The organism is Microcoleus sp. PH2017_34_RAT_O_A, from assembly GCF_020737885.1.
GTDB lineage: Bacteria > Cyanobacteriota > Cyanobacteriia > Cyanobacteriales > Microcoleaceae > Microcoleus.
Window position 1 is genome coordinate 71,587 of sequence record NZ_JAEQDD010000013.1, and the last position, 22,700, is coordinate 94,286.

The 22,700-nt window shown below is 44.1% G+C and carries 24 protein-coding genes; 13 read left to right on the forward strand and 11 right to left on the reverse strand.

The window, feature by feature from the left end:
• The first annotated feature begins 47 nt into the window (after positions 1–47).
• Positions 48–734 (forward strand): diacylglycerol/polyprenol kinase family protein, encoded by a 687-nt coding sequence (locus tag JGK11_RS06635; RefSeq protein ID WP_293211069.1) that lies wholly within the window; start codon positions 48–50, stop codon positions 732–734.
• A gap of 349 nt (positions 735–1,083) precedes the next feature.
• On the opposite strand, the gene JGK11_RS06640 is transcribed toward JGK11_RS06635, so the two are convergent.
• Positions 1,084–1,233 carry an isochorismate synthase gene (locus tag JGK11_RS06640; protein ID WP_293182399.1) on the reverse strand — a complete coding sequence of 50 codons (150 nt, stop codon included), beginning with the start codon at positions 1,231–1,233 and terminating at the stop codon, positions 1,084–1,086.
• A 95-nt stretch (positions 1,234–1,328) separates the two neighbouring features.
• Complete coding sequence (locus JGK11_RS06645; RefSeq protein ID WP_293182397.1) at positions 1,329–1,463, reverse strand: hypothetical protein; 135 nt, start codon at positions 1,461–1,463, stop codon at positions 1,329–1,331.
• 154 nt (positions 1,464–1,617) lie between these two features.
• Here JGK11_RS06645 and JGK11_RS06650 point away from each other — a divergent pair, with 154 nt between their 5' ends.
• The 7 genes from JGK11_RS06650 to crn3 all read left to right on the forward strand — a co-directional run bounded on the left by JGK11_RS06650 (position 1,618) and on the right by crn3 (position 8,503).
• On the forward strand, positions 1,618–3,021 hold the full coding sequence (locus JGK11_RS06650) for a nicotinate phosphoribosyltransferase (RefSeq protein WP_293182395.1): 1,404 nt from the start codon (positions 1,618–1,620) through the stop codon (positions 3,019–3,021).
• Between the two features lie 156 nt (positions 3,022–3,177).
• Entirely contained in the window at positions 3,178–3,777 is a 600-nt protein-coding gene (locus JGK11_RS06655) for a nicotinate-nucleotide adenylyltransferase (RefSeq protein WP_293190241.1), read from the forward strand.
• Positions 3,738–4,487, forward strand: a complete 750-nt coding sequence (locus tag JGK11_RS06660; RefSeq protein WP_293190239.1) for an NUDIX domain-containing protein — start codon at positions 3,738–3,740, stop codon at positions 4,485–4,487. The genes JGK11_RS06655 and JGK11_RS06660 overlap by 40 nt, the downstream gene beginning before the upstream one ends.
• A gap of 201 nt (positions 4,488–4,688) precedes the next feature.
• Positions 4,689–4,994 carry an isochorismate lyase gene (locus JGK11_RS06665; protein WP_293182391.1) on the forward strand — a complete coding sequence of 102 codons (306 nt, stop codon included), beginning with the start codon at positions 4,689–4,691 and terminating at the stop codon, positions 4,992–4,994.
• Positions 4,995–5,202: 208 nt separating this feature from the next.
• The gene (locus tag JGK11_RS06670; protein ID WP_293211053.1) at positions 5,203–6,960 is read left to right on the forward strand and encodes an NAD+ synthase; all 1,758 of its coding nucleotides are present in this window, start codon (positions 5,203–5,205) and stop codon (positions 6,958–6,960) included.
• Positions 6,944–7,897 (forward strand): DUF192 domain-containing protein, encoded by a 954-nt coding sequence (locus JGK11_RS06675; protein ID WP_293211055.1) that lies wholly within the window; start codon positions 6,944–6,946, stop codon positions 7,895–7,897. Before JGK11_RS06670 ends, JGK11_RS06675 begins: the two co-directional genes overlap by 17 nt.
• A 276-nt stretch (positions 7,898–8,173) precedes the next feature.
• Positions 8,174–8,503, forward strand: coding sequence for a CRISPR-associated ring nuclease Crn3/Csx3 (gene crn3 / locus JGK11_RS06680; protein ID WP_293182385.1), 330 nt, complete (start codon positions 8,174–8,176; stop codon positions 8,501–8,503).
• A gap of 78 nt (positions 8,504–8,581) precedes the next feature.
• On the opposite strand, the gene JGK11_RS06685 is transcribed toward crn3, so the two are convergent.
• The 3 genes from JGK11_RS06685 to JGK11_RS06695 form a co-directional block, all read right to left on the reverse strand.
• Positions 8,582–8,980 carry a hypothetical protein gene (locus JGK11_RS06685; RefSeq protein WP_293211057.1) on the reverse strand — a complete coding sequence of 133 codons (399 nt, stop codon included), beginning with the start codon at positions 8,978–8,980 and terminating at the stop codon, positions 8,582–8,584.
• A gap of 110 nt (positions 8,981–9,090) precedes the next feature.
• Positions 9,091–9,282: a hypothetical protein gene (locus tag JGK11_RS06690; RefSeq protein ID WP_293197108.1), complete on the reverse strand. Its 192-nt coding sequence runs from the start codon at positions 9,280–9,282 to the stop codon at positions 9,091–9,093.
• 84 nt (positions 9,283–9,366) lie between these two features.
• Complete coding sequence (locus JGK11_RS06695; RefSeq protein WP_293182379.1) at positions 9,367–11,772, reverse strand: ATP-binding protein; 2,406 nt, start codon at positions 11,770–11,772, stop codon at positions 9,367–9,369.
• 219 nt (positions 11,773–11,991) lie between these two features.
• Between JGK11_RS06695 and JGK11_RS06700 the strand changes: the two genes are divergently transcribed.
• Positions 11,992–12,249, forward strand: coding sequence for a hypothetical protein (locus JGK11_RS06700; RefSeq protein ID WP_293156235.1), 258 nt, complete (start codon positions 11,992–11,994; stop codon positions 12,247–12,249).
• Between the two features lie 588 nt (positions 12,250–12,837).
• Here JGK11_RS06700 and JGK11_RS06705 read toward each other — a convergent pair.
• Positions 12,838–13,971: an adenylate/guanylate cyclase domain-containing protein gene (locus JGK11_RS06705; protein WP_293182377.1), complete on the reverse strand. Its 1,134-nt coding sequence runs from the start codon at positions 13,969–13,971 to the stop codon at positions 12,838–12,840.
• A gap of 367 nt (positions 13,972–14,338) precedes the next feature.
• Here JGK11_RS06705 and JGK11_RS06710 point away from each other — a divergent pair, with 367 nt between their 5' ends.
• Both JGK11_RS06710 and JGK11_RS06715 read left to right on the forward strand, forming a co-directional pair.
• On the forward strand, positions 14,339–14,521 hold the full coding sequence (locus JGK11_RS06710; protein ID WP_293182375.1) for a hypothetical protein: 183 nt from the start codon (positions 14,339–14,341) through the stop codon (positions 14,519–14,521).
• A gap of 165 nt (positions 14,522–14,686) precedes the next feature.
• A complete protein-coding gene (locus tag JGK11_RS06715; protein ID WP_293197109.1) occupies positions 14,687–15,616 on the forward strand; it encodes a phosphoribulokinase in 930 nt (309 codons plus the stop codon).
• Positions 15,617–15,740: 124 nt separating this feature from the next.
• Here JGK11_RS06715 and JGK11_RS06720 read toward each other — a convergent pair whose 3' ends face one another.
• Positions 15,741–15,929 (reverse strand): hypothetical protein, encoded by a 189-nt coding sequence (locus tag JGK11_RS06720; RefSeq protein ID WP_293182371.1) that lies wholly within the window; start codon positions 15,927–15,929, stop codon positions 15,741–15,743.
• A 110-nt stretch (positions 15,930–16,039) separates the two neighbouring features.
• On the opposite strand from JGK11_RS06720, the gene JGK11_RS06725 reads away from it, so the two are divergent.
• Positions 16,040–17,020, forward strand: coding sequence for an ABC transporter ATP-binding protein (locus JGK11_RS06725; protein ID WP_293182463.1), 981 nt, complete (start codon positions 16,040–16,042; stop codon positions 17,018–17,020).
• Positions 17,021–17,190: 170 nt separating this feature from the next.
• Here JGK11_RS06725 and JGK11_RS06730 read toward each other — a convergent pair whose 3' ends face one another.
• The 4 genes from JGK11_RS06730 to JGK11_RS06745 all read right to left on the reverse strand — a co-directional run bounded on the left by JGK11_RS06730 (position 17,191) and on the right by JGK11_RS06745 (position 20,951).
• Positions 17,191–17,427 (reverse strand): hypothetical protein, encoded by a 237-nt coding sequence (locus JGK11_RS06730; RefSeq protein WP_293156254.1) that lies wholly within the window; start codon positions 17,425–17,427, stop codon positions 17,191–17,193.
• Positions 17,428–17,779: 352 nt separating this feature from the next.
• The gene (locus JGK11_RS06735) at positions 17,780–18,574 is read right to left on the reverse strand and encodes a YdcF family protein (RefSeq protein WP_293190229.1); all 795 of its coding nucleotides are present in this window, start codon (positions 18,572–18,574) and stop codon (positions 17,780–17,782) included.
• Positions 18,575–18,980: 406 nt separating this feature from the next.
• On the reverse strand, positions 18,981–19,304 hold the full coding sequence (locus JGK11_RS06740) for a hypothetical protein (RefSeq protein WP_293156260.1): 324 nt from the start codon (positions 19,302–19,304) through the stop codon (positions 18,981–18,983).
• An 87-nt stretch (positions 19,305–19,391) separates the two neighbouring features.
• The gene (locus tag JGK11_RS06745; RefSeq protein WP_293190227.1) at positions 19,392–20,951 is read right to left on the reverse strand and encodes a bifunctional aminoglycoside phosphotransferase/ATP-binding protein; all 1,560 of its coding nucleotides are present in this window, start codon (positions 20,949–20,951) and stop codon (positions 19,392–19,394) included.
• A gap of 179 nt (positions 20,952–21,130) precedes the next feature.
• Here JGK11_RS06745 and JGK11_RS06750 point away from each other — a divergent pair, with 179 nt between their 5' ends.
• A complete protein-coding gene (locus JGK11_RS06750; protein WP_293182365.1) occupies positions 21,131–22,147 on the forward strand; it encodes an adenosine kinase in 1,017 nt (338 codons plus the stop codon).
• The last annotated feature ends 553 nt before the right edge of the window (positions 22,148–22,700 follow it).

The following is a 22,700-nucleotide window of genomic DNA, read 5'->3' on the forward strand; positions in this document are numbered from 1 at the left end:
CCATTAAAGTAGTACATAGTGCCCGATCGCAGTTTTTCCTAAATATCGTGTTTATATTGTCTGAAATTCCGACTGTGTGGTTGCAAATTTCCCTCGTGGGAGCCTGGTTGGGCGTGATTTTGCTGGTAGCTGAAGGCTTAAACCGCTTTACTGCTGTCGATGCGGAGGTATCGCGCAAGGTGGTTCACATCGGTACAGGGAACGTGATTTTGCTGGCTTGGTGGCTGGAAATACCCGACTGGGTGGGGATTTCGGCTGGTTTTTTGGCTGGTGCGATCGCCCTAATTTCCTACCAAGTTCCGATTTTGCCAAGTCTGAACACTATCCACCGCAAGAGTTTCGGGACTTTTTTCTATGCTGTCAGTATCAGCGTTCTCGTCGCTTGGTTTTGGCCGCTACAACATCAAGAATACGCTGCTTTGGGCATTTTAGTGATGGCTTGGGGGGACGGATTGGCCGCTGTTATTGGGCAGAAATACGGCAAACATCTTTATCGAGTTTGGGGAATGCAGAAGAGTTGGGAAGGTTCTGCAACTATGTATTTGGTGAGTTTTGCTGTTAGCAGTTTGATTTTGCTCTTCGTGCAAGGCAATATTTGGCAAACTTGGGCTGTGTCGGCTGTTGTAGCTTTGGTTGCTGCTACTTTGGAGTCGGTGTCTAAGTTGGGAATTGACAATTTGACTGTGCCAATCGGCAGTGGGGCGATCGCCTTTTTGCTCAATCAATTTTGGTAATTGGTTCGTAGTGAGGACTTCAGTCCTCATAAAACTCAAAACATCAACGTCAATCGATTTTAGATTTTAGATTTTAGATTTTAGATTTTAGAGGCGACCCCACTGATAAATTCGGGGGAAGAGAGGATTTTCGATTTTTGATTTGGGATTGATTCCACGGATAAATCACGTGGCGGGTACCACCTTTGAAAATCTTGATCATTACTACCAATTTTTAACGGCAAAACCCCAGCTAAACAAAGTTTAGCTGGGGGAAATTGAAGATATTTCAAAGTAGTTGAAAAACTTACCGTTATTGGGTGAGGCGAATGTCTTTGCCTATCTCACTAGAAATACTCCGATCGCCTTTTCATCTGTCCCATTTAGAGCCTTTGGGTGGCGTACCTTCAAAAGGCTGAACGCCAGTAGCCGGATAATCGTCATCGCTCCGTCTAAAAATCCTCGATGCAGCTTCCGAAACGTAACGCATTGCGCCTACCACAGATTTAGAAAGATTCATAAGAACCGCCTCTCTTTTCTGGCTGTTGATACTTTATAGATTAGTCTGAGTTTCTGCCCTGCGATCGCTTTAGCAATATTTGTTTGAATTACTTATTAGTCTGCAACATCGAAGCAAACTGAAGCTTTTACCAATTCAGTGTTTTGGTCGATCGCCCCAATCTCCTCATATATATTTTGCGATCGATTTGCTGAGATTGCTAAATGCGAACTTTTTAGTGATTCTACCATAATTATTTTGTACCCATCTACACAAAAACCCCTATTAGAGGGCATAAATCATAAAATATTCCGACTCTCTCTGAAATCTTAATCAAACCTTTACAAAAAGATATGGTATTTGTCACTATAATTAAATAAACAAAGTTTGTCCGGGGTTTTTTTGATGAAAACTGCGACAGAAAGCCTGCACGTCACAGGTTTTGAGGAAATCTTAGAAGATCGGGAATTGACGGTTTCTCCAGCAGATTACAGCCTGTTGACCGATCTCTACCAGCTAACGATGGCGGCTTGTTACGTCGGGGAAGGCCTCGACGATCGCCCTGCGAGTTTTGAATTGTTCGCGCGGAGGCTACCAGATGGTTTTGGTTATGCGATCGCCATGGGTTTGGCTCAAGTTCTAGACTATCTAGAAAAATTGCGGTTCTCCGAGGCGCAAATTCAGGCTTTACAGTCCACCGGAATTTTTGCCGGGGCCCCCGAGCGATTTTGGGATCTACTCGCTTGGGCCCGCTTTACTGGGGATGTGTGGGCGGTACCCGAGGGGACGGCGGTATTTGCCAATGAACCTCTCTTGCGGATCGAGGCTCCTCTGTGGCAGGCTCAGTTAGTCGAAACTTATTTGTTGAATGCAATCAATTATCAAACTTTAATTGCGACGCGGGCTGCGCGGCTGCGCGATGTGGCGGGCCCGGAGGCTAAGTTGCTGGAATTCGGGACGCGCAGGGCTTTTGGGCCTCAAGCTGCTGTCTGGGCTGCTAGGGCCGCTTTGGCTGCTGGGATCGATGGTACTTCTAATGTTTTGGCTGCTTTGAAATTGGGCCGCAAACCTGTCGGTACGATCGCCCATGCTTTAGTAATGGCTGTGTCGGCTCTCGAAGGCAGCGAAGATGAGGCGTTTTTAGCTTTTCACCGCTATTTTCCGGGGGCGCCGCTATTGATCGATACTTACGATACTGTGGCGGCGGCGCGGACTTTAGCATCGCGAGTCAACAGCGGTGAAATGCCCTTGGAAGGCGTGCGGCTGGATTCGGGGGATTTGGTAAAATTGTCTCGGGAAGTGCGATCGATCCTTCCGGGCGTGCCAATTATTGCTAGCGGTGATTTGGACGAACACGAAATTGCTAGATTAAAAAGTGCGGGTGCTTGCATTGACGGTTACGGTTTGGGAACAAAGTTGGTCACCGGTTCGCCTATCAACGGTGTTTATAAGTTAGTGGAAATAGACGGAATGCCCGTGATGAAAGAGGCCAGCGGCAAGGTAACATATCCAGGGAAAAAGCAAATTTTTAGAACCATGAAAGATGGAGAAATTATCGGAGATTGTTTGGGACTGGCAGCGGACAATATTTACAATTCGGAGCATCATTTACCATTAATGCAATTGGTTGTCAAGGATGGCAAACGATTGCACGAACCCGAAAGTTTGGAGGATATCGCCAAACGAACTGCTGCTTCTGTCGCCAGTCTCCCGGCAGAAACTCGCCAATTAAATAACCCGATTTCGCCACCGATGGAAATTTCTACAGATTTGCAGACTCTCACTCAAAAAACGAAAAAGAGTCATTAGTTATTTGTGTCAACGTCAGACTAAAACTTATGAAATATCTCGCTTATAGCATCGATCAGGTACGTTGTTGGGCTTTAGCCCTCTTTATAGATATAGATAAAGAGGGCTAAAGCCCAACAACGTACCTATTTCCCCATTACCCATTCCCAATTCCCTATGCAAAGAATTGCCTTGTTTGGAACCAGTGCCGATCCACCTACTGCGGGACACAAAACAATCTTGAATTGGCTTGCTCAGCATTTTGATTGGGTAGCAGTTTGGGCGTCGGACAATCCTTTCAAGTCGCACCAAACATCCCTAGAACATCGATCGGCAATGCTGCTGTTAATGATTCAAGAAATTAATTCGCCCAGACACAACCTTTGCTTGCATCCAGAACTCAGCAGTCCGAGGACGCTAGAAACCGTGGAACAAGCAAGATTGCAGTGGCAGGATGCAGAGTTGACGATGGTAATAGGCTCGGATTTGGTGGGACAACTGCCTCGCTGGTACAAATTTGAACAGTTGTTAAAAGAAGTAGAGTTACTGATAGTACCGCGGCCTGGTTATCCGTCAGAACAGTTAGATTTGTGGCAGTTGAAGCGCATGGGTGCAGAAGTGGCGATCGCATCTTTGAACGCTCCCGATGTTTCTTCAACTTCCTATCGGGAAACAGGAGACACGGAAGCCCTGACTCCGACTATCGAAGATTACATTAATCGGGAGCATTTGTACGCATGGCACGAGGCACAAAAAAGAGCGAAGGTTGCTCATTAGCTGACTTTAAAGTAGGAGTAGATAATGTAATTTTCTCCGTCGATACCGTGCAGAACCGCTTGTTGGTGCTGTTGGTAATGCGGCAAGACGAACCGTTTATCGATTCTTGGAGTCTTCCCGGTACTTTGGTACGGCACGGAGAGTCTCTGGAAAATGCAGCTTACCGGATTTTGTCGGAAAAAATTCGAGTAGAAAATTTGTATCTGGAGCAACTGTATACTTTTGGAGAACCGGGACGCGATCCGAGAGAATTCACCAGGGGCGATCGCTATCTTTCGGTGAGTTACTTTGCTTTGGTGCGGTTTGAAGAAGCTGAATTGATTGCTGGAAGTGTAGTTGCAGGTGTCGGGCACCGCGTCGGCGGCATTGCTTGGTATCCCGTCCAACAAGTTCCGAAGCTAGCCTTCGATCACAATCAAATTCTCGAATACGGATACCGGCGACTCCGCAACAAACTTGAATACAGTCCCGTAGCTTTTGAAGTTTTGCCAGAGCTTTTTACTTTGAGCGATCTGTATCAATTGTATACTACTATTTTGGGGGAAAATTTTTCTGATTATTCTAATTTTAGAGCTCGATTGTTGAAATTGGGCTTTTTGTGCGATACCCGTGTTAAGGTTTCGCGAGGTGCAGGGCGTCCTGCTAGTTTGTACCGCTTTGATGCTGCCGCTTTTGCTCCTTTCAAAAATAAGCCCCTAGTGTTTATATAGCTGTTCCTTGGATGACCTCGCCTAAAAATAGCCGCCACCGACGCTTGCTGAGAGTCGATCGCCAAATTTTAGACTAAGGTTAAATCTCTCAGATTAATCCGTGGAGTCAATCTAAGATCTAAAATCTAAAATCTAAAATCGACTGACATTACGAGTTCAATTGAGTAATATGAGAAAACAATCTATTAAGGAGTGCAGCAGATGAAAGACCCAGATCAATGTGCTAATATTCATGAAGTTCGCGAGGAAATTGATATCATCGATCGAGAAGTGATCGATGCTTTGAGCAAGAGATTTCAATACGTCATTGCAGCAGCCAGGTTCAAAACGAGTGAAGCGAGCGTTAGAGCGCCCGATCGCTTTCAGGCTATGTTACAACAGCGACGCGAGTGGGCTTTGGAATCGGGTTTGAATCCTGATGTGGTAGAAAAACTCTACCGGGATTTGGTCAATCATTTTATTGAGGAAGAATTGAAGCGTTACAAATCTGATTCAGTTGACAGTTGACAGTTGACAGTTGACAGTTGACAACGACCTCTACCTAGAAGGAAGTGGATTGAAGTAATGAATCGTCTGATTTAACTTTCTCCTTAAAAGGGAGAGGCTTTCAACCAATTCTTTCTGGTAATGTTTCCCTACATTCAAGTCTAAGACTATAGGAAATTGAGTCCGCGCGAGCGGACTGCTAGCAAGATTTATTAGGTGACTTGGTAATATGAAAATTGCGATCGCACAACTCAACCCTACTATTGGTGATATCTGTGGCAACTCCAACCTAATTCTGGAGGCAGCGAAACAAGCGCAGATTGAGGGCGCCAACTTATTACTAACACCGGAACTTTCGCTGCTGGGTTATCCGCCTCGCGATTTGTTGATGAACCCGAGTTTCATTGCAATTGCTGCCGCATATTTGGAACAACTAGCGCAAGCTTTGCCACCGGAGTTAGCAGTCATTGTCGGCACTGCCGTACCTAATGCTGATGCTGTGAAACTAGGCGAGAAGTTATTGTTCAACAGTGCTGTTTTGTTGCAAAATGGCGCAGTGCAACAAGTTTTTCATAAACGCTTGTTGCCTACCTATGATGTATTTGATGAAGATAGATATTTTGAACCGGGACAAAACAGTAATTATTTCACTATTGGTGAACTCAAAATTGGTGTGACAATTTGTGAGGATTTGTGGAACAATGAGGAGTTTTGGGGTAAACGCAGTTACGCGGGCGATCCTATTTCCGATTTGACAAAATTGGGCGTGGATTTAGTGGTGAATTTGTCGGCATCGCCTTATTCTGTTGGCAAGCGGGGAGTGCGATCGGCGATGTTGCAGCACAGTGTCATCCGTTCAGGAATACCGATTGTTTATGCTAATCAGGTAGGGGGAAATGATGATATTATTTTTGATGGTAGCAGTTTTGCGGTGAACCGTCAGGGGAATTTGATTCAAGTATTGGCTTCTTTTGAAACTGATTTTGCAGTGCTGGAATATGATGAAAACAAACAAGATTTGCTCGGGGGTGGGAACAGGCAAGATGCCCGTTCCACAAGTGATTTAATTTCCACAACTGATTTAAGTTTTGAACCGCCATTCGGGGATGCGGAAATTTGGGCGGCTTTGGTTTTGGGAGTCCGAGATTATGTTCGCAAATGCGGTTTTTCTAAGGTTGTACTTGGTTTGAGTGGCGGGATAGATTCGGCTTTGGTGGCGGCGATCGCCAGTTGCGCGATCGGGCCCGAAAATGTGTTAGGGGTGCTGATGCCTTCTCCTTACAGTTCGGATCATTCGGTTAATGATGCTTTGGAGTTAGCCCGAAATCTCGGAATTGCGATCGAAATGTTGCCGATCGGCGATTTGATGAAAACTTACGATCGCACTCTCGGCGATTTGTTTCTCAATACCACTTTCGGAATTGCCGAGGAAAATATCCAATCGCGCATTCGTGGCAATCTGTTGATGGCGATTTCTAATAAATTCGGACATTTGCTGCTTTCCACGGGCAATAAATCGGAAATGTCGGTGGGTTATTGCACTCTCTACGGCGATATGAATGGCGGATTGGCAGTCATTTCCGATGTGCCAAAAACTCGCGTTTATTCGCTTTGTCGGTGGCTGAATGCAGGGGGATATGTAGGGGCTGTACTCTCGTCCCCTGACAGCGAAATTATTCCAGTTAATATTATTAATAAAGCGCCGAGTGCTGAACTGAAACCGGGGCAAGTTGACCAAGATTCTTTGCCTGCTTATGATATTTTGGATGACATCTTGCAGCGGTTGATAGAACATCACGAATCTGCCCAACAAATTATCGTGGCGGGACACGATGAAGCCGTGGTTAAGCGTGTAGTAAAATTAGTCAGGCAATCGGAGTTTAAACGGCGACAAGCAGCCCCGGGCTTGAAAATTAGCGATCGAGCTTTTGGTACCGGTTGGCGGATGCCGATCGCCAAATCTTCCTCTTATGAAACGCATCATTAAACGCAAAATGGTTAACATCGGCGGTACTTTCGGCTTCGATTTTCTTCTGGGAACTCCCGGAAGCGATACTATGAGAGGATTTGCAGGGAATGACACTATTCAAGGTTTGGCGGGGAATGACCTGATTTTTGGCGATCGCGACAATGACTCGATCGCCGGAAACGAAGGCGCCGATACCCTGTTTGGAGGTCAAGGAAGCGATACAATCTATGGAGGACAAGGTGAAGATGCGATTAATGGCGATCGGGGTAACGATTTACTAATCGGCGGCGAAGGCAAAGATATCTTGACAGGAGGCGCGGGCGATGATTTATTTGTGATTGAAAGCACCTCTGCTGCATCTACTGTCACCCAAGCCGATGTTATTACAGATTTTGGCAGCGGCAATGATAAAATTGTCTTGACAGAAGGCATCAAGTTTAGCGATTTGAATATTTCTGTTTCCGAGAACCAAACTGTGATGCAAAATAAAAATTCTGGTAACTATTTAGGAGTAGTTTCAGGAAGATTTAATTTGACTGAATCAAACTTTATCTCAATGTTTGGTGGGATAGATATGGGTCAACTTTTACCAGTTTCTGTAAATGCGATTTTGGGCGATCGGGCGATCGGGCTGGAAGTGGCAAAAACTCCCCAAGAACAAGCAATTGGCTTAATGTTTCGCACAGAATTGCCCGATGACAGGGGAATGCTTTTCGCGATCGCCCCCCCGCGGAATGTGCGTTTCTGGATGAGAAACGTGCAAATCGAGCTCGATATGATTTTTCTGCGCGAAGGGGTAGTGCAGGCGATAATTCCCAACGTACCGCCCTGTTTCAGCGACACCTGCCCCAACTACGGCCCCGATGTTCCCGTTGACGGAGTGATCGAGCTCAAAGGCGGTAGGGCGGCCCAGTTGGGACTCAAAGTGGGCGATCGAATTCCAAATTTGCCCTAAAAGGTATAGCCCTTCTCAGATAGGTTCGCGGACGTTGTTGGGCTTGGGCTCTCTTTGTTTAAGCGGTTATATAAGCTGTCAGTCATACCTCATCTTTCTGATAAATGCTATATATGATATCATGTCTGTTTGATTCGGAATTGTATGATGTTAAATTTTGTAGGGGCGGGTTCACCAACAATAATTGCCCATAATCTACAATCTCATAAACCCGCCCCCGCCCATGCTATCGGACATGATATGATTCTGTAAAAACATTCAACATTTTTGCATCCAATGAATCCTATTGAATTAACAATAATCCCCAATCAAACTCAAGACGGTTTAGCCTACCAACATTTACGCTTACGAATTACTACTCAAGACGGTATTATTATACCAGATGATTTACAAGGTTTGAAAATCCCTCAAAATGTTCAATTCAGCCAAGGAATTGTCATTGAAGGTAGAGGAGCAATTTGGCTGTACGGGTATTTAGTGCACGAATGCCATCCTGCTGCTTGGGTTGGATGTTACGATCCGCGACTAGAAGGCGCCGTGGTAGTAGCAACTCATAAGCACGAAGTATCAGTGGGACAAATAATCAAATTGAACTTACCAACTTAGTAATTTGGTTCGTAGTGAGGACTTCAGTCCGCATCCATAGAAGGACTAAAGTCCTCACTACAAACAAATTGTACAACGTTATTCGATAAAACTTTTCAAAATACCGATAATTTTGCCAGGATTGCCCACAAAATACTCATTGATATCGATCGATATAGTTTGTTCTTCTAGCTGCATAAATTTCCAGAGACTTCCCGTTGTCACAACTCCGTAAACCTTCTTAATTTCATTGCCTGTTTGTTGGTTAAACAATTGAGCTGCGATCGTTTCAGCCATACATTGAGCCAAACCAGATTCTATATTATCATTTTTGGCTTCGACTAAAGCAATAACCGGCGCTTCGATAATTAACTGTTCCGGCGATTTGCTAATCAGGAAATCGCAAAATCCGTTTAAACCTCTCAGGCTATCTACCGTAAAATCTTTACCGGAAAATAAAGCTATTCGATTGTCAAATTGTTTTCTGAGTTCAATCAAAATTGGCGCTACAGCGGTTCTCAGAAAGATGAGGTACGTTGTTGGGCTTCAGCCCTCTTAATTTAAGGGTTATATAAGCTGTCAGTCATACCTCATCTTTTTGAGAAAGGCTATACAATCATTTCCGATCGAGATTTGTCCGAGTTAATTGCCAAAGCTAGCGGAATATTGTACTCTAGGGTTTCCGACAAAAACTGGCTGTAGTTAGCCTCTGGAATCTCTGCAAAAAGTCCGAATTGCTCGCAGAGAGTTATTCCAAATTCTGATTTGATTTGTTCGAGCCTAAATTGGCTGTAGGGCATTTAAAAGACCCTCTAATAAAATAGAGTGGTAAAATTATATTTTATCACGCGATCGCCCAAAGAACATTTAATTTTAATTAATATTTATCCTTTCACTTTCACAGGCAAAACGATCGCAAACTCAGTGCCAACTCCAGACTGGGACTTCGCCTCGATAGTGCCGCCATGTTTTTCTACCACAATCTGATGGGCAATTGCCAACCCCAATCCCGTTCCTTTCCCGACAGCTTTTGTCGTGAACAAATGGTCGAATATCTGTTTTTTTACTTCTTCTGGCATCCCGGTTCCGTTATCAGCAATTTGAATTATAATATAATCTTCCCCAATTAAATTAGTGCAAATCGTGATGCGGTTGGGATTGACAGCAATTTCGTGAAAAGTGCGTCCAATATTTAACTCTTCTAAGGCATCGATCGCATTGGCAAGTAAGTTCATAAAAACTTGATTTAATTGACCCGGAAAACATTCAATTTTAGGGATATTACCGTATTTAGCTATCACTTCAATCTGCGGGCGATTTTCGTTAGCTTTTAGACGGTGTTTCAAAATCAAAATAGCGCTATCAATGCCGTCGTGAATATTAAAAGGAACTTTGTAGTCTTTATCGCCTCGGGAGAATGTACGCAAACTGGTGCTGATGCTGGAAATGCGATCGCACCCGACTTGCATGGAATTAATCATCTTCGGTAAATCTTCCAAGAGATAATCGATATCTATCTCTTCGGCATGGTTCGCAATTTCCGATTTGGGTGCATCAGAGCGATACAATTCTAAGTGTTCTATTACATCCCCGAAACTTCTTTTAGCTTCACTTAAATTGCCCGAAATAAACCCAATCGGATTGTTAATTTCGTGGGCGACTCCGGCAACTAAATTACCTAAAGCCGACATTTTCTCATTTTGTACGAGTTGCAGTTGCGTTTGTTGTAAGTCTTTTAAAGTTTGTTCGAGGCGCTGATTTTGCTCTTGCAAAAGTTCCTGTGCTCGCTTACGCTCGGTGGCATCAACACCCAAACCAATAATCCCGATCCTCTCGCCATCGGATTTTTTTAACTGCACTTTTGTGACTTCTAAATAGTGCAGTTTGCCGTCCACAAACATTAGAGTTTCGTTGGAGTAATGGGGCGAATCTTGGGCAAGACAGGCTGCATCTGAAACCAGGCAATTCGCTGCATTTTCTCCTAGTATATCTTTGTAATGTTCGACAGCTAGTAAAGCGGAGAGAGGCACACCGATATCTTGACAAAAAGTGTTGTTGAAAAAGTGTACTTTTCCATGAGGATTAACCATCCAAATCCAAATCGGAGCGACATCAAGAATCGCTTGCAGCATTTGTTTTTGCTCGGCAAGCTGAACTTCTGTTCGGCTGACTTTTGTTAGCATTCGCTCTAATTTTTGGCTGTAATCCTGAGAATTTTTATATAGCAGAGCATTTGACAAACTGATGGCTGCTTGAGAACACAGGAGATTGAGATATTGCAGCCGATCGCGCGTAAAAACTCTTGCAGTTAACAGATTCTCTAGATACAAAATGCCGACTAACTTGTCTCGATCGAGAATCGGCAAACACGACAGGCTCTGCGGTTGGTATTTGAGGATGTAGGAGTCGGACTCCCAATCACATTGTTGAGGAATGTCCCGCAAAATCACAGGTTTTAACAATTCTTTAACGCAATCAACAATGTTTAGGGGCAGGATATCGCTGTTTTTATCGAGTGTTGCGGATGATAAGTCGATCGCCCGATCGACACCCAAATTGTCGATCGCTCTTGCAGCAGCAATTTCCCATTGATTGCCGTTTTGCAAAATCAGCACTCCTTTGTCAACGCCTGTATTTCTCATCGCCAGTTGTATCAGTTTGGCAATTAGTTGATCGAGATCTCTTTCACTAGAAAGCGCTTGACAAGCTTTTAGCAGAGTTGAAAAATTCCCAAAATCTGAGACTGTCGCCGACACAGACGGATTCATCAATGAAGGTACAGATTGATTTTGTTTGACAGGTATCGCGAAGGTTGCTAATGAATCTGTAGCGAGTTTAGCAGGCTGCAAAATCGCTGACAACAATTGAGGATAGCATTTTTCTAATTCATCAATTTTGGCTCGATCTCCCCAGCGCAGATAGCAATCATAGGTGTCTATCATGTAGACTGTAGCAATTTTTTCTCTTCCCAATGACAGGTAAAACTTAGCAGCGAGTTCGCAAGCAAGAGCTTCTTCATTCAAAAAATCGTTAGCTTTAGCTCCGGCAATAGCTCGATCGTAAAGTTCCATTGCTTCTGTAGTCTTCCCAAAAACGCGAAGCCATTCTGCTTCAACCAGATCTAATTTGTGCTGGTGACTATTCGGGTTACGCTGCGCGAATTCTTTGAGGTTTTTTTGAATTACAAAAACACGTTTTAGGATTTGTTTTCGCTTTGTCGGTGCGGCATCTTCATAGATTGCTAAATCTGCCAGCGCATCGTAAAATTCGTGCATCATAGTTACTAGCATTACAACACAACTTTCCCATGAATCTTGTTGGTATCTCCCTGTCTAACTACTTCGGATTGCGGCTGGAATTTATTGCCGATCCGGCGTCTATTTGTGCTAAAATTTATCCCATTTTATCTGGCAGGTTACTATAAATAAAACTTCCCAGATAGGAATCTTTCATATATTTTAAAATAACTGACCTCCTTTCGATTTCGTCCTGGAATATCTGTTTGCTTGATGACTATTTCGAGCGATGCAATTAACTGTCACGCGATGCAACTCGACGATCGCATTCTGGCACAACCGCCTCGCAGAAGTCCACAACAAATCGGTAACTGCGGGCGTAGGTTTTTATACTGCGGGCAGGAATTGCGCCCGGAATATCTAGATTTTTGGTCGTTTCGCGCCGATCGGGAAACTACAAGAGTTTGCTACAGGCGGGTTAGCGGTTTCAATCGCCCACAGCCCCGAAAGCGGTTCGATAAATCGGTGTAAAATTCGCGATCGGGCGATCTCCAGGCATTACCGCAGTCAAATGTACTGCATCTATTGTTGCATCCATATTGGCTGACCCCAAGCCAGGAATTAAGTTGAACATAGTTAGTGTATCTATCTTAGGGCATAAACAGCGAATTTTCGAGCTTTCGATCTAAAATTCTACTGAGCTGCTACGGAATAGTATTTTATACTGGGACGATCGGGATTAGAGTTAATTACTTACGTATAAGTTTCTGCGGTTAATATTAAATGCCTTATATGAACGCAAAACACTGGTGTCTTGCGTATGAATGCGCCAATGCAGTGTGCCTAAAAATACTTGTTAATGTTCAGTAAATCTAATATATGAGAATTGGAAATTGGGCATTGGGCATCGGCCAAAGAGGGCATCGGGAATTGGTTGTTATTAATTATCACCAACAACCAACAAATAACAACCAACAAATAACAACCAACAAATAACAACCAACAAATAACAACCAACAAATAACAACTGACAACTGACTACTAAGAGGGCGGGCACGGGGGCACCGCCCCTACTAACTACTGACTACTGACTACTGACTACTGACTACTGACTACTGACTACTTTCGCCCGAGCAACAAATAAGTCATCATTTCTCCTTTACCTTTAATTTCAACAGCACCGCGCATTTTAAAGGAAAAATTATCTTTCAAACGCTCATAAACCGCAGCAGTCACCTGAATTTCTCCCGGAATACCGTTTGATTCCATCCGGTGAGCAACATTCACTGTATCCCCCCACAAATCGTAACTAAATTTAGTTAAACCAATGACTCCCGCCACCACCCCACCAATATTTATCCCAATGCGGAGACTAAAAGTTTGATTGTGTTTGAGATTGAAGCTAGCGAGAGCAGCTTGCATATCGAGTGCCATTTGGGCGATCGCCTCTGCGTGATTTTCTTGCGGTTGGGGCAAACCGCCGACTACCATGTAAGCATCACCAATAGTTTTGATTTTCTCTAAACCGTGCTCTAACGATAACCGATCGAATTGACTAAAAATTTGATTGAGAACTTTCACCGTTTCTGCCGCACTTTTTTGAGATGCAAAATTTGTAAATCCCACCAAATCAGCGAATAAAACGCTGACATCCGAAAAGCTGTCAGCAATTATGCTTTGTCCTTCCTGCAAGCGATCGGCAATCGGTTTAGGCAAAATATTTAAGAGCAATTCTTCAATTTCTTCTTTCTGAAATTTGGTTGTTTCCAAGAGCAACCGCGTTTCAATTTCTGCCTCTTCCCGAGAAGCAATTTCCCGCTGCAACATCTGATTTTTATGCGTAAGTTGCAGTTCTAATTCCCGCAGCCGCAATTGATTTTCAACCCTAGCTAGCACTTCTACTGCTTCAAAAGGTTTAATAATGTAATCCACCCCGCCAATATTAAAGGCTTTCACCTTATGAGAAACTTCTACCAAAGCACTCAGAAAAATAATGGGAATGCCGCGAGTGCGATCGCTAGCTTTCAAGCGACTGCAAACTTCATAGCCATCGATCCCAGGCATCATAATATCTAGCAAAATTAAGTCAGGTTGAGTCAACTCCACAGCTTCGAGTCCCCGTTGGCCGCTAGATGCAAGTCGTACTTCATAGCCTTTTTTCGACAAGATTCGCTCCAGTAAACTTAAATTGTTAAGAGTGTCGTCAATAATTAAAATACTGCCCCTGAATTTTTCAAAAGATAGTTGATTCATCAGCTTGCTAGGAAGTTAGTTAAACTTATAGCCTTTCTCAGAAAGATGAGGTACTCATGGGCATCGGGGATAGGGCATCGGGCATCGGGCATACCTCACTTTTTTGAGAACCGCTATAAGATTGGTTTAAATTCAAAACTTACGCACGGTGCATCGAAATCTTTTTTTTCATGAAACTACTTGTTGAAGCAGGGAGAAAGAGCGATTGGCCCTATTTTTGATGTACGAATGCCTCCTTGACTCAAATGTATACTAATTTGTCAGGCACAACAAAAGCTTTGCCAAAAACTTCATGTTGTGGGTAAATTCGATCGCCCTCCATGTAGATTGATTGACTGGTAAGTTGATTGACTGCTTGGTACTCGTTTTGAAAACAAACATATCGCACTATTCCCACCGCTGTTGCAATTTACACTACACTCATGGACTTACTGGCACAGTTGGCGGGGCTAATTTTCCCGAAATTCTTAGTATAGCTGGATTTAAAAGTACGATCGACATGGCGGGCGATCGAGAAATGGGCGTGATTTTTTCGTCATATCATCCCTGAGTCTCTGGTGCCACATTTTATTAAGAAATAATACAATAATTTTACACATGGGGAAACTCGGGAAGGGAGCAAGTCAAACCATGCGATTAGCGATCGGATCGAGTACAATTTTGATAAGATTTAAGATTCAGAAAAAATTTGCTATTGTCCGTCGGGGTAACAACAATGAGCGATCGACCAATCATTCTCGGTATTGTCGGAGACAGCGCAGCAGGCAAAACCACCCTGACGCGGGGAATTGCCCAAGTATTGGGGCCAGAAAATGTCACTGTGATTTGCACAGACGACTATCATAGGTATGACAGACAGCAGCGCGCCGAAATCGGGCTCACAGCACTGCATCCCGACTGCAATTACCTCGACATCATGCAGCAGCACCTCAGCCTGCTGCGTACAGGTCAAGCAATTCTCAAACCCATATACAACCACCACTCAGGTACATTCGATCCCCCGGAATACATCAAGCCAGAAAAATTTGTAATAGTTGAAGGTTTGCTGGGTTACTCAACCCGAACCATCCGCGATTCTTACGATGTCAAAGTGTATCTTGCTCCCCCAGAAGAGTTGCGAACTCAGTGGAAAGTTAAGCGCGATATTATGAAGCGCGGTTATACTGAAGAACAGGTACTTGCAGAAATGGAAAAGCGGGAACCGGATTCAGAAAATTATATTCGCCCCCAGCGCAAATTTGCCGATGTTGTAGTTAGTTTTTACCCGCCAGAAGCCGACAAAGAATCAAATTTGAGCGTGCGTTTAGTCCTGAGACCAACAATTCCTCACCCTGATTTTACTGAGATTTTAGCTCAAGGCAGCGATAGTTTTAAACCGGCCATTCGTTTGGGACTCGATCGCGATATGGGGAAACCAGTAGATGTTTTAGAAGTAGACTCCCACGCTACGAGCGAACAAGTAAACGAACTGGAAAAGATTTTGTGCAACGAAATGCCCCACCTGCGGGGATTTTGCAGTGCCCAAGGCAACCCGGAAATTGGCAAACTAATCGGCACAACTGGCGAAGTTTTGCAAAGTTACCCGCTAGCTTTGACGCAGTTGCTAGTTGCATATCACATGATGAAAGCAATTCATGTGTATTAGTTAGTTGTTAGTTGTTAGTTGGCAGTTGGCAGTTGGCAGTTGGCAGTTGGCAGTTGGCAGTTGTTGGTTGTTAGTTATTATTGCCATAACCAATAACCAATAACCAATAACCAATAACCAATAACTAATGTGAGGGCAAAGTCTGATTAACTGTCGCCAATTGCTGAACTTGCAGCGATACTGGCAACTGACTTTGAGGTGCGGGAACCATTTCGCCTCGGAAGTCGAGGAGAGTGACGAGCAGCAGGTAGGCAACTGCTAGGATTACAGAAATGACGCCGGTGATAATAGCAATAATTTTTGAACGTTCCATATTCAGAAAAATTTAAGTGCAGCTAATCTTAGTTTAACATTAAATGGAGCAATTATTAAGGGACTTATGCAATAGAATATAATCAGGTGCTACTTATTTTTATGACGAAAATGGAACCTGTTATAGATGCGCCAACTTCCACCCAGATGCCAGGGGCTACCCCAGTGGTGCAAACATTCGATCTGGGGAAGTTCTACCGTACTGGCTTCTGGATGAACGAAAAGATTGAATCGCTCAAAAATTGCACTCTGACTGTCTCTGAGGGGGAAACTTTCGGGCTGTTAGGGCAGAATGGAGCGGGGAAAACTACGCTGCTGAAGACTTTGCTGGGGATAGTGCGGCCGACTTCTGGCAGGGCGCTGTTGTTGGGGAAGCCTTTGGGCGATCGCACTGTGAAGCAACGAGTCGGCTATTTGCCAGAAAATCCCTATTTTTACGATTATCTCACGGGCTGGGAATTTTTGCAATTTGCGGCGGGCTTATTTCAAATCCCCCCCTCGATTCAGCGGCAGCGAATTCCGCATTTACTAGATTTAGTTGGGCTAGCTCAATCGGCGGCAATTAAAAAACAGTTGCGCCAGTATTCTAAGGGAATGCTGCAACGGATCGGCATGGCTCAAGCTTTGATTAACAATCCCGATGTAGTATTTTTGGATGAGCCGATGTCTGGTTTAGATCCGATGGGGCGCTATCAGATGCGGGAGATAATTTTATCGCTGAAAAATCAAGGGAAAACGATTTTTTTTAATTCGCACGTACTCTCGGATGTGGAGAAGATTTGCGATCGGGTGGCAATTTTGGCTCGCGGTGAGTTAATCTGTGTTGGTGCGATCGATGAACTTTTGGGTAATACTAAAACTTACCGAGTTCAAGGTAAGGGTGGCCATTTGAATATTCTGCAAAAATGGATACCGGATATGGAAGTTGATAATGATTTATGGTACGGTCATTTGCAGGGACATCCGAAGGACTTTATTGCTAATTTGAGCGTGATGGGAGGGCAGCTAATTGGGATGAATTTGGCTAAGCCTTCTTTGGAAGAGTTTTTTATTCAGCAACTGCAAGAAAGAGGTATTTATTCGAGCAGTTGAAATAGGGATATTTGTTGAAAACGGCTACCGCCGAGGCCAGATCCGATCGATGGACAGGATGAAAACCCTGCCAAGAATAACTTGCTTGTTTTTCTTGGCATCAACCGCCCGAGTTAGGTGATGTTAGACAGGCCATGCAATCGCAGTTTGACCTTAGAATCCCCGCGCTTTTACGTGCCCGGAGTATGTCCGCGACGGAACCAAGCGAATATATTAAAATCTCCCTGCATTTTCTGCAATTCTTGTTGGTGCTGCTTGGCTGTAGCATAATACCACTGGCAATAAAGCTCAAATTCTTGACGGTATTTAACTTCGTCATAAAACTCACGGACAACTTGATGTCTCTGAAAAATTTCAGCCGTTGGAGTCGGTTCTGGGACAATGTTTTGTAGCTCGTGGGGCAACATAATTGTTTGGGGGCGACTGTGGCAAATATTTGGTGTGATTACTTTAATTTAACACATTAAATCCTCGAATTTTAGATTTGGGATTTTAGAATTTATAAGATTTATAAAAAATCGTGCGTTGAGTTAGTTTATTCAGAGATTGTCGTGCTGGTGCGTCGCTGGGTAGATTTTTAGGATCGCAAATTAAATAATTTACAGAAGTTCGTGGGATGGGCGTCCCGCCCGTCCAGAGAGGACGGGCGGGACGCCCATCCCACAAGAATCATCATCAATATTGTTGCATTGATTGTTCTTGCTTGATATTAGTTAAAATTCTGCAATCCAAAATCCAAAATCCAGAATCTAAAATCCATTAAAGCCATCCCCGCAGGCGATATACGATTAAGCCGATGTATTCTTTTAGAGCTTTAGTAGATTGGTGTAGATAATAGGTATCCGGCAATAAGTCGAGGGCGAATGCTAGCCCGTTGCTTTGAGATGTGGCGATATCCTGCTGGGTTATCTGAAAATCTGTTGGTGCTGGGATTACTTTTATTCCCTGGCGCTGAAAAATCAAGAGGGATCGAGTCATGTGCATCGCCGATGTCACTAGCAAAACGGGCTTTTTGATGTTTTTTGCGTCTAAGATTTGCCGCACGTTGACGGCATTTTGATAGGTGTTGTGGGAATCGGGATCTTGCAGAATTGCTGATGCCGGTATGCCCATTGTTTGGGCAATTTCTGCCATATCTGCCGATTCGGGAGAGCCCTCACCTTTCCAATCTACTCTACCGCCGCTGAGCACTAACAGGGGAGCTTTGCCTTGACGGTAAAGTCGGGAAGCGTATATTATACGATCGCCCGCTTCCCCCAATTCTACCCAAGGGCGGGGCGCTAGTCCTGCTTTCACACCGCCACCCAACACGATAATCGCTTCAGCTTGAGGGAACTCGGCGGTTGGTAAATTTTGCCATTCGAGCGATCGCACTAACGATTTTGACACCCAACCGCTACTCCCAAGCAGTAAAATAATTAGAGCCCCAGCCATTGGTGCTGCCGCCCATTTGGGATGCTTCCAAAGCACGATTAAAGCCGCCATCATTAACAGGCAACTGAACCCCAAAGGATAAATAAACAGCGGTAAAAGTTTAGACAGAAATACAAACATTCAGGAAGTAATTAAAATTGCTCGTTAGCGGGAATTCGGAATTGGGAATTGGGAATTGGGCATTGGGCATTGGGCATTGGTAGAGTTATTGCCAAGATTTTATTAATACGAAAACCACAGATTAAAGGCAGATGTACCGAGATAAACGCAGATATGGCTTTTCTCAAAAAGATGAGGTATGACTGACAGCTTATATAACCACTAAACTCAGATAAACTCAGAGGGCTAAAGCCCAACAACGTACTTCATCTTTCTGAGAACCGCTATATTTTTAAAATAGGCAAGCTTGGGAGTGGCAGGGATCTGCTAACTATTTTGGTCTAAAAGTTTAATTTTTATGATTGAGTTTTGAAGTTTACACTGTTAAAATTAAAGCTCAAAACTCAATACTAAAAACAAATCGGTGCTAGCGACGATCCTCAGGCTCTGATAGCCAGTCAAAGAATGAAGTAGGCTCACGCCGGGAGGTTTTGTATTTATGCCCGTCTACTTCCACGACTTCTTTATTGAGGATAGCATCCGAGGTTTTCTCCTTGGAACGTGTATTCGGGTTGAGTAGTAGTTCATTGTGCCACCAAGCAACCATTAAGCCTGCTGCCACGCCGCCGAGGACACCAAGGCCAATACTCACGGGCAGACTACATCCTACTAAGCGAAACCCAACGGTAAACAACACGAACCAGATCAGCGCGGGGTTAAACCCCTTGGAGTCTCCGTTAAATTTTGCCATGAGCTGCAAGTTATTTTTGTAATAATACAGAAAGATATTGACAATATTAGCAGAGAATGAAATTCATCGCGGGCGATCGCACTCCAACTACTTCCCACAAATCAAATTTAATTGTACATCTAAGTCTTGTGCGGTATCTACAACGTTTAGAGAAATTTGCTCTAATTGTGTAAAAGGTTCTGCTTCTGCTTGCTGCGAGGTCAATAGTTCTGCTGTGGCGTCGGCAATATCGCCTCTGCGCTGTTGCAGTCGTTGTCGCAATACTGCCATTGGTGCGGTGCAGTAAACGATTTGCAGGGGCAAGCCGTGGGATTGAGCCAGATTCATCGCATCGGTTCTCCAGTTTTGGCGATCGAACTTAGCATCTAAAATCACATCCCAACCTCGGTCAGCCAGCATTATCCCCAACTCTAACAATCTACCATAAGTCCGTGCCGTCATCTCATCCGAGTACAAATCTTGACCACCGCGTTCATTTAAAGGAATTCCCCCTAAATGTTTGCGAACAGCATCGGATCTAATGTGAATCGCCCCAGTGTGGCGGGCCAAATATCGAGCCGCTGTACTTTTCCCAGAACCAGACAAACCAGACATCAAAGTTAACTTTCCCGAGCGCGGCTTTGTGTATTCCCAAGCCAGTTTGTAGTAATGAGCGGCACTCTGTGAAATCTGTGCTTTTTCATTAGTAGAAACCGCTTCATCGTCCAACATTAACGAAGTTACTTTTGCTCTCACATAAGCTTGACGGCTCAAATACAGCGGCAGCACTTGCAGTCCTTCCCAATCGCCTGTTTGTTCGACGTAAGTATTGAGAAAAACATTTCCTAAATCTCTGCGCCCCCGCGATTCCAAATCCATGACGGTGAAAGCAATATCGTACATGACATCCACAAAGCGAAAATGCTCGTTAAATTCAATGCAGTCAAACAGCAATATTTTATCTTGCCACCAAGCGATGTTCCGCAAGTGCAAATCTCCGTGACACTCGCGAATTTTATTGTTAGCAATCCGTCGCTCGAACAAGTCTTGATTTTCATCAAAAAACGCATCAGTATAATCTTTAGTTTCCCGATATTGACTCGCAGTCTGCGGCCCGCCGATATATTTTTGGGAAATCCGGTAGTTGTTATCTATTGCTGTACGAATCTGAGTGACTTCGCCAAATTTGCGAATGTAGCTATTACTAACTGCCCTGCTGTGAAACCTAGCAACTTCGCGCCCTAAGTCTGCCATAATTTGCTCGGTCAATAGTCCGTGTTCCAACAAACTGAGCAACAGTGAATCTTGAGGAAACTGCCGCATTTTAAGCGCGTATTCTACAGCAACTTGGGTGGGATTTACATCTGGTGAATTACTGCCAAATTGAAACGCATCGCCACTTTGAATAATTGGCAAAACTTCGAGATAAATTTCCGGTGCTGTGCGTCGGTTCATTTCCAATTCTTGGATGCAGAAATGCTGCCGTTTCTCCACAGTCGAATAGTCCAAAAAGCCAAAATCGACTGGCTTCTTGATTTTGTAAGTATAATCTCCAGTCAGCAGGACAAAGGAAATGTGAGTCTGAATTAGTTGCACTGGTTCTGTCACCCCGTGCGGGTAAAACCCGGGCTGCAACATCTGCTGAATCAGAGGTGGGAGACAAGTCATATCGATTTTGGATTTTAGATTTTAGATTTTGGATTGAGGATTTTTAGATTGGGGATTGGGGATTTTTAGATTGGGGATTGGGGATTGGGGATTGAGGATTTGGATTTGGGGATGCAAGGATATTGACTTTCATCCGATTTATTATAGAGTTGATAGTTAGTGTAAACCAAAAATTAGTGATGACAGAAAACAATCAAGAATCCGGTTCCGTAGATGTGTTTGGCGTGGGCAATGCCCTTGTAGACATCCTAGCATTAGTCGAAGATGATTTTGTGGTCAAGCACGGGCTGAATCGCGGCGCGATGACGCTGATGAATTCGGAAACACAGGGGGGAATTTTGCACGATTTGGAACACAATTCGCTGCAAATGCGATCGGGGGGTTCTGCGGCAAATACGATGATTGGTTTGGCTCAGAGTGGCGGTAAAGGCTATTATTCGGGGAAGGTTGCTAAGGATACTAACGGCGAATTTTACCGCCAAGATTTGCTGGAGGCTGGGATTGATTTTAATGTGCATCCTGCTACTGAGTCGAATGGGCCCACGGGTACTTGTGTCGTGCTGACTACGCCGGATGCGGAACGCACGCTGTGTACTAATTTGGGGGTTTCTACTACTCTGGCGGCGACTGATATTGATGTCGATCGCCTGTCTCATTGCAAGTACAGTTATGTTGAGGGCTATCTTTGGGATGCGACCGAGCCCAGAAAGGCTAGTATTGAGACGATGGAACAGTCTAAGCGTCTGGGTGTGAAGGTGGCTTTTACTTTTTCGGATGGCTTTTTGGTCGATCGATTTGCGGATGATTTTCACAAGGTGGTTTCGGAATATTGCGATGTCATTTTTTGCAACTCTGACGAAGTTCGGAGCTTTTTCAAGGAGGAATCTCTGGAAGAGTGCGCTCGCAAGATGAGCGAGATTTCGGATTTGGCTTTTATCACAAATGGGGACAAAGGCTGCATGGTAGTGGAAAACAAACAGATTGTAGATGTGGCTGGATATCCGGTAAAGGCGATCGATACTGTGGGTGCTGGCGATGCTTTTGCAGGCGGTGTTTTGTTTGGAATTACTAATGGTTTGAGCGCTGAAAAAGCGGCTCGTTGGGGCAATTATTTGGCTTCAATGGTGGTGCAGATTCACGGCCCTCGTCTTGAGGGTTCTCAGGCTCATTTGCTGAACCAGGTGATTTCTGGTTAGTAGTTGAAAATGGCGATCGCACTTTTTGTCGTAAAGGGCGATCGCCTGTGGAACTAATCGGATACAAATACATTAATCTACTACTTCAAAGGACAAGGAGAAGTTACCTAAAACGTTCTGTCAGAGTGAAAACAGTTTTATGGTGGAAAGTAGCGATAAATATCTTTCCGGTGAAGCACCCTGGCAAAAGTAACAGTTTCGCCATCAAAATAAAAACCTATTCGATAGTCACCAATCCGAAGCTGATAGGCATTATCATCCCCTTTCAATTTTTTCAAGTTAATAATTGCCTGTAATATCAAGTCCGGTCGATTAACATAACAAAAATTGTTCGTAGTGTGGACTTTAGTCCGCAGTATGTTGCGGACTAAAGTCCACACTACGAACCTTCAATGGGAAATGGGAATAAGCTATAGCCTTTCTCAGAAAGATGAGGTATGATGTTACTGACACTTACTCATGAGGATCAAACAGATAAGACGCGATCGAATGAACTATAATTATATGGTTCAGTAAAGCCCAGCGGAAGCGATATAACACATAATAGCATTGT

Bases quoted from the DNA above. Each gene is read 5' to 3' on its own strand.
- JGK11_RS06640 (WP_293182399.1), bottom strand. From the start codon at position 1,233: ATGAATCTTTCTAAATCTGTGGTAGGCGCAATGCGTTACGTTTCGGAA.
- JGK11_RS06645 (WP_293182397.1), bottom strand. From the start codon at position 1,463: ATGGTAGAATCACTAAAAAGTTCGCATTTAGCAATCTCAGCAAATCGA.
- JGK11_RS06650 (WP_293182395.1), top strand. From the start codon at position 1,618: ATGAAAACTGCGACAGAAAGCCTGCACGTCACAGGTTTTGAGGAAATC.
- JGK11_RS06655 (WP_293190241.1), top strand. From the start codon at position 3,178: ATGCAAAGAATTGCCTTGTTTGGAACCAGTGCCGATCCACCTACTGCG.
- JGK11_RS06660 (WP_293190239.1), top strand. From the start codon at position 3,738: ATGGCACGAGGCACAAAAAAGAGCGAAGGTTGCTCATTAGCTGACTTT.
- JGK11_RS06665 (WP_293182391.1), top strand. From the start codon at position 4,689: ATGAAAGACCCAGATCAATGTGCTAATATTCATGAAGTTCGCGAGGAA.
- JGK11_RS06670 (WP_293211053.1), top strand. From the start codon at position 5,203: ATGAAAATTGCGATCGCACAACTCAACCCTACTATTGGTGATATCTGT.
- JGK11_RS06675 (WP_293211055.1), top strand. From the start codon at position 6,944: ATGAAACGCATCATTAAACGCAAAATGGTTAACATCGGCGGTACTTTC.
- crn3 (WP_293182385.1), top strand. From the start codon at position 8,174: ATGAATCCTATTGAATTAACAATAATCCCCAATCAAACTCAAGACGGT.
- JGK11_RS06690 (WP_293197108.1), bottom strand. From the start codon at position 9,282: ATGCCCTACAGCCAATTTAGGCTCGAACAAATCAAATCAGAATTTGGA.
- JGK11_RS06695 (WP_293182379.1), bottom strand. From the start codon at position 11,772: ATGCTAGTAACTATGATGCACGAATTTTACGATGCGCTGGCAGATTTA.
- JGK11_RS06700 (WP_293156235.1), top strand. From the start codon at position 11,992: ATGACTATTTCGAGCGATGCAATTAACTGTCACGCGATGCAACTCGAC.
- JGK11_RS06705 (WP_293182377.1), bottom strand. From the start codon at position 13,971: ATGAATCAACTATCTTTTGAAAAATTCAGGGGCAGTATTTTAATTATT.
- JGK11_RS06715 (WP_293197109.1), top strand. From the start codon at position 14,687: ATGAGCGATCGACCAATCATTCTCGGTATTGTCGGAGACAGCGCAGCA.
- JGK11_RS06720 (WP_293182371.1), bottom strand. From the start codon at position 15,929: ATGGAACGTTCAAAAATTATTGCTATTATCACCGGCGTCATTTCTGTA.
- JGK11_RS06725 (WP_293182463.1), top strand. From the start codon at position 16,040: ATGGAACCTGTTATAGATGCGCCAACTTCCACCCAGATGCCAGGGGCT.
- JGK11_RS06730 (WP_293156254.1), bottom strand. From the start codon at position 17,427: ATGTTGCCCCACGAGCTACAAAACATTGTCCCAGAACCGACTCCAACG.
- JGK11_RS06735 (WP_293190229.1), bottom strand. From the start codon at position 18,574: ATGTTTGTATTTCTGTCTAAACTTTTACCGCTGTTTATTTATCCTTTG.
- JGK11_RS06740 (WP_293156260.1), bottom strand. From the start codon at position 19,304: ATGGCAAAATTTAACGGAGACTCCAAGGGGTTTAACCCCGCGCTGATC.
- JGK11_RS06745 (WP_293190227.1), bottom strand. From the start codon at position 20,951: ATGACTTGTCTCCCACCTCTGATTCAGCAGATGTTGCAGCCCGGGTTT.
- JGK11_RS06750 (WP_293182365.1), top strand. From the start codon at position 21,131: ATGACAGAAAACAATCAAGAATCCGGTTCCGTAGATGTGTTTGGCGTG.